The sequence below is a fragment of the Streptomyces sp. SID1328 genome (genome assembly GCF_009865595.1).
Lineage (GTDB): Bacteria > Actinomycetota > Actinomycetes > Streptomycetales > Streptomycetaceae > Streptomyces > Streptomyces griseoluteus.
This window is the reverse complement of record NZ_WWKH01000331.1, coordinates 1-5424: the sequence shown is the minus strand read 5'-3', so window position 1 is coordinate 5424 and position 5424 is coordinate 1. Positions and strand designations below refer to the sequence as shown.

The 5424-nt window shown below is 72.5% G+C and carries 4 protein-coding genes and 1 pseudogene; 2 read left to right on the top strand and 3 right to left on the bottom strand.

Translation table 11 applies throughout. The features are described from left to right. The 3 genes and pseudogenes from GT030_RS09820 to GT030_RS09810 form a co-directional block, all read right to left on the bottom strand. A pseudogene (locus tag GT030_RS09820) lies at positions 1-306 on the bottom strand (MFS transporter); the annotation flags it as partial. Positions 307-448: 142 nt separating this feature from the next. Continuing rightward, positions 449-1405: a methylmalonyl Co-A mutase-associated GTPase MeaB gene (meaB, locus tag GT030_RS09815; protein WP_161200765.1), complete on the bottom strand. Its 957-nt coding sequence runs from the start codon at positions 1403-1405 to the stop codon at positions 449-451. Positions 1406-1458: 53 nt separating this feature from the next. Further along, positions 1459-2658: an acetyl-CoA C-acetyltransferase gene (locus GT030_RS09810; protein ID WP_202459913.1), complete on the bottom strand. Its 1200-nt coding sequence runs from the start codon at positions 2656-2658 to the stop codon at positions 1459-1461. A gap of 149 nt (positions 2659-2807) precedes the next feature. On the opposite strand from GT030_RS09810, the gene mce reads away from it, so the two are divergent. Both mce and scy read left to right on the top strand, forming a co-directional pair. After that, positions 2808-3248: a methylmalonyl-CoA epimerase gene (mce, locus tag GT030_RS09805; protein ID WP_086694978.1), complete on the top strand. Its 441-nt coding sequence runs from the start codon at positions 2808-2810 to the stop codon at positions 3246-3248. 208 nt (positions 3249-3456) lie between these two features. Next, the coding region (scy, locus tag GT030_RS09800; RefSeq protein WP_346009604.1) for a polarized growth protein Scy at positions 3457-5424 on the top strand (1968 nt) is incomplete at its 3' end.

Genomic DNA, 5424 nt, shown 5'->3' with positions numbered 1-5424 from the left:
CACGCAGAGCAGTCCCCCGTGGGCGGCGGCCAGCGGCAGCAGGGCGCGCCGGGCGCCGTGCCGGTCCACCAGCACGGCGCGGGCCGGGGTCAGGAAGACCACGGCGGCGCCGTACAGGGAGAGCACCGCGCCTGAGGCCGCGTACGAGCCCGTGGCCCGCTGGGTGGCGAGCAGCAGGGACAGCGGGACCGTGCCGTAGGACAGCCGGCCCACCAGGGCGGTGGCGAAGGTGCGGCGGGCGTGCGGGACGCGGAGGACGGCGGCGTAGGACGGCGCGGCGGGGCGCGCGGAAGCGGGCGCGGACATGCGCGGGGTTCCTCACGGGAGGCGGGACGAGGGCACCGGTGCGCCGCGCCGGACCCCGGCGAGGAGCCGGACGGCCACGCGGGCGCGAAGGGTGCGCTCTATGCCATGAGGAGGAACATGCCGGTCAAGCTAGCAGGGGAGCTCAGCCCCGGGTAAGTCCCTCGACCAGTTCGTCCGCCGCTCGGTACGGGTCCAGGGTGCCGGTGACGATGCGGTCCGCGAGGGCGGAGAGGCGGCGGTCGCCGTGGAGGTCGCCGATGCGTTCCCGGAGGGCGGTGACCGCGATGGTCTCCACCTCGCGGGCCGCCCGGGCTCGGCGGCGTTCGGTGAGGACGGAGTGTTCCTCCATCCAGGCGCGGTGCTTCTCCAGGGCTTCTACGACCTCGTCGATGCCTTCCGCACGGGCGGCGACGGTCTTGACGATCGGGGGGCGCCAGTCGCCGGGGCCACGGGACTCGCCGAGGCCGAGCATGTGGTTCAGCTCGCGGGCGGTGGCGTCGGCGCCGTCCCGGTCGGCCTTGTTGACGACGTAGACGTCGCCGATCTCCAGGATTCCGGCCTTGGCCGCCTGGATGCCGTCGCCCATGCCGGGCGCCAGCAGGACCACGCTGGTGTCGGCCTGGGAGGCGATCTCCACTTCGGACTGGCCGACGCCGACCGTCTCGACCAGGACCACGTCGCAGCCGGCCGCGTCCAGCACCCGGATCGCCTGCGGCGCGGCCCACGCGAGCCCGCCCAGGTGGCCTCGCGTGGCCATGGAGCGGATGTAGACGCCGGGGTCGGAGGCGTGGTCGGACATCCGGACCCGGTCCCCGAGCAGCGCGCCCCCGGAGAACGGCGAGGACGGGTCGACGGCGAGCACGCCGACCCGTTTGCCCTGCTTGCGGTACGCGGTGACCAGCGCGGAGGTGGAGGTGGACTTGCCGACGCCGGGCGAGCCGGTCAGACCGACCACATACGCGTTGCCCGTGAGCGGGGCCAGTGCCGCCATCACCTCCCTCAGCTGCGGGGACGCCCCCTCGACCAGGGAGATCAGCCGGGCCACGGCCCGAGGCCGGCCTTCCCTGGCCTCGGCCACCAGAGAGGAGACGTCCCGCATCAAACAGCTCCGTTCACTCGCACCGCTCGCGCACACCGCCGGAAAAGCAGATCTCAGCCCTTGGGTACCCGCACGATCAGCGCGTCACCCTGGCCACCGCCACCGCACAGCGCGGCCGCGCCGACCCCGCCGCCCCGGCGCTTGAGCTCCAGCGCCAGGTGCAGCACCAGCCGGGCGCCGGACATGCCGATCGGGTGGCCGAGGGCGATGGCACCGCCGTTGACGTTCACCTTTTCCGTGGACACCCCGAGGTCGTCCATTGACTGCACGGCGACCGCCGCGAACGCCTCGTTGATCTCGATGAGGTCCAGGTCGGAGACCTCGAGCCCCTCCTTGCCGAGCGCGTGCCGGATGGCGTTGGACGGCTGCGACTGCAGGGAGTTGTCCGGCCCGGCGACGTTGCCGTGTGCGCCGATCTCCGCGAGCCACTCCAGGCCCAGCTCCTCGGCCTTGGCCTTGCTCATCACGACCACCGCGGCGGCGCCGTCGGAGATCTGCGAGGAGGACCCGGCGGTGATGGTGCCGTCCTTGGTGAAGGCGGGCCGGAGCCGGCCGAGCGACTCGGCGGTGGTGTCACCGCGGATGCCCTCGTCCTTGCTGAACAGCACCGGGTCGCCCTTGCGCTGCGGGATCTCCACCGGGGTGATCTCGGCCTCGAACAGGCCGTTCTTCTGCGCGGCGGCGGCCCGCTGGTGGGACAGCGCGGCGATCTCGTCCTGCGCGGCCCGGCCGATGCCGAGGCGGGTGTTGTGCTTCTCCGTGGACTCGCCCATGGCGATGTTCTCGAAGGAGTCGGTCAGCCCGTCGTGGGCCATCGAGTCCAGCATCTCGATCGCGCCGTACTTGAAGCCCTCGCGGGACTTCGGCAGCAGGTGCGGGGCGTTGGTCATCGACTCCTGGCCGCCCGCGACCACGATGTCGAACTCACCCGCGCGGATGAGCTGGTCGGCCAGCGCGATCGCGTCGAGGCCGGAGAGGCAGACCTTGTTGACCGTGAGCGCCGGCACGTTCATCGGGATGCCGGCCTTGACCGCCGCCTGGCGGGCCGGGATCTGGCCGGCACCCGCTTGGAGTACCTGGCCCATGATCACGTACTGGACCTGGTCGCCGCTGATCCCGGCGCGGTCGAGGGCCGCCTTGATGGCGAAGCCGCCCAGGTCGGCACCCGAGAAGGACTTCAGCGAACCGAGCAACCGTCCCATGGGCGTCCGCGCGCCCGCGACGATCACAGAGGTGGTCTTTCCAGAAGACATGAGCTGCGATCCCCTTACCGGCCTGCACAGCCGAGGAGTGAACGAGGGTTTACTTCGAATGTACTGACCGGTACCGGAGCCCGTCATCGCCCTTACGGTGTGATCGCGCGCACGTTGCGTAACCACCGCCGGAGCGCTGCACTGAAACCATGCTGACGCGAATCGACCACATCGGGATCGCCTGCCACGACCTCGACACCACTGTCGAGTTCTACCGGACGACCTACGGCTTCGAGGTGTTCCACACCGAGGTGAACGAGGAGCAGGGCGTCCGGGAGGCCATGCTCAAGATCAACGAGACCTCGGACGGCGGCGCCTCCTACCTCCAGCTGCTGGAGCCGACGCGGGAGGACTCCGCGGTCGGCAAGTGGCTGGCCAAGAACGGCGAGGGTGTCCACCACATCGCCTTCGGCACCGCGGACGTGGACGCGGACGCCGCCGACATCCGCGACAAGGGCGTACGGGTGCTGTACGACGAGCCCCGAGTCGGTTCCATGGGGTCCCGGATCACCTTCCTGCACCCCAAGGATTGCCATGGAGTCCTGACAGAACTGGTCACTTCGGCGGCAGTTGAGTCACCTGAGCACTGACTCTCGTACATAAGGGCCGGTAGGGTTGGGGGCGGTCGTCCCCGAACACGGGGGACGACCGATGCCGGGGTCCGGGTTTCGGGGGACGAGCGTCGGGGCAGCAGCCCGTGCTCCGCCGTTGATCTGACACCATTCCCCGGAGGGCCCCGTCCGGCGGATGGACGGTGCTCGTCGGAGTAATTCACCAGGGGACGGATGGGACCGCGCAGTGCGGGGCTACGAGAGCCAGGAGCGAGAGCCGGCGGCTGACGTCGACCACCTCTCTCGGTTCGAGGCCGAGATGAAGCGGCTGAAGACCGAGCGGGAAAAGGCGATCCAGCACGCCGAGGACCTCGGCTACCAGGTCGAGGTGCTGCGCGCCAAGCTGCACGAGGCGCGCCGCACCCTGATGACCCGTCCCGCCTACGACGGCGGTGACATCGGCTACCAGGCCGAGCAGTTGCTCCGCAACGCCCAGGTGCAGGCCGACCAGTTGCGGCAGGACGCCGAGCGCGAGCTGAGCCAGGCCCGCGCGCAGACCCAGCGCATCCTCCAGGAGCACGCCGAGCACTCCGCCCGGCTCCAGGCGGAGCTGCACCAGGAGGCGGTCACCCGCCGCCAGCAGCTCGACCAGGAGCTGGCCGAGCGCCGCCAGACCGTCGAGTCCCACGTCAACGAGAACGTGGCCTGGGCCGAGCAGCTCCGCGCCCGTACCGAGCAGCAGGCCCGCCGGCTGCTGGACGAGTCGCGCGCCGAGGCCGAGCAGGCCATGGCCGCCGCCCGCGCGGAGGCCGAGCGGCTGACCCACGAGGCCCGTGAGCGGCTGCGCACCGACGCGGAGGCGGCCCGTGCCGAGGCCGAGCAGATCCTGCGCCGGGCCCGCACCGACGCCGAGCGGCTGCTGAACGCCGCCTCCTCGCAGGCGCAGGAGGCCACCGACCACGCCGAGCAGCTCCGTACCTCCACCGCCAGCGAGTCGGACGCCGCGCGCCGGCAGGCCGCCGAGCTGAGCCGCACCGCCGAGGAGCGGATGGCGGAGGCCGAGCGCGCGCTGCGCAGCGCCCGGTCCGAGGCGGAAAAGCTGGTCACCGAGGCGAAGGAGGCCGCCGCCAAGGCGCTGGCAGGCGCCGAGGCCGCCAACGAGACCCGGACGCGCACCGCCAAGGAGCAGGTCGCCCGGCTGGTCAGCGAGGCCACCAAGGAGGCCGAGACCACCAAGGCGGAGGCCGAGCAGCTCGTCGCGGACGCCCGTGCCGAGGCGGAGAAGATCCTCGCCGAGGCCGGGGAGAACGCCCGCAGCGCCACCGCCGAGGAGACCGCGAGCCAGCTCTCCAAGGCGGCCCGGACGGCCGAGGAGGTCCTGAACAAGGCCGCCGAGGACGCCCGCAGGACCACCAAGGCCGCCACCGAGGAGGCCGAGCGCATCCGCTCGGAGGCCGAGGCGGAGGCGGACCGGCTGCGCGCCGAGGCGCACGACATCGCCGAGCAGCTCAAGGGCACGGCGAAGGACGACACCAAGGAGTACCGGGCCAAGACGGTCGAGCTGCAGGAGGAGGCCCGGCGTCTGCGCGGCGAGGCCGAGCAGCTGCGCGCCGACGCGGTCACCGAGGGCGACTCCATCCGTGCCGAGGCCCGGCGGGAGGCGGTCACCCAGATCGAGGAGGCGGCCAAGTCCGCCGAGGAGCTCCTCGCCAAGGCCAAGGCGGACGCGGACGAGCTGCGCAAGACCGCCACCACCGACAGCGAGAAGGTCCGCACCGAGGCCATCGAGCGCGCGACCGCGCTGCGCCGGCAGGCCGAGGAGACGCTGGAGCGCACCCGCAAGGAGGCCGAGCGGCTCAAGGCCGAGGCCGAGGAGCGGGCCGAGACGGTCGGCGCGGACGCCGAGAAGGCCGCCCGTGAGCTGCGCGAGGAGGCCGAGAAGGCCGCCGAGGCCCGCCGCGAGGAGGCCGCCGGTGAGCTGACCCGGCTGCAGACCGAGGCGCAGGAGCGCCTTGAGTCGGCCGAGCAGGCGCTGACCGAGGCCCGCGAGGAGGCGTCCCGTATCCGGCGCGAGGCCGGTGAGGAGGCCGAGCGGCTGCGCTCGGAGGCCGCCGAGCGTATCCGTGCGCTCCAGGAGCAGGCCGCGACCGAGGCCGAGCGGCTGCGGGACGAGGCCGCGGCGGACGCGTCCGCCTCGCGTGCCGAGGCCGAGTCG

Coding starts and splice junctions, on each gene's coding strand:
- meaB (WP_161200765.1), bottom strand. CDS start 1,405: ATGCGGGACGTCTCCTCTCTGGTGGCCGAGGCCAGGGAAGGCCGGCCT.
- GT030_RS09810 (WP_202459913.1), bottom strand. CDS start 2,658: ATGTCTTCTGGAAAGACCACCTCTGTGATCGTCGCGGGCGCGCGGACG.
- mce (WP_086694978.1), top strand. CDS start 2,808: ATGCTGACGCGAATCGACCACATCGGGATCGCCTGCCACGACCTCGAC.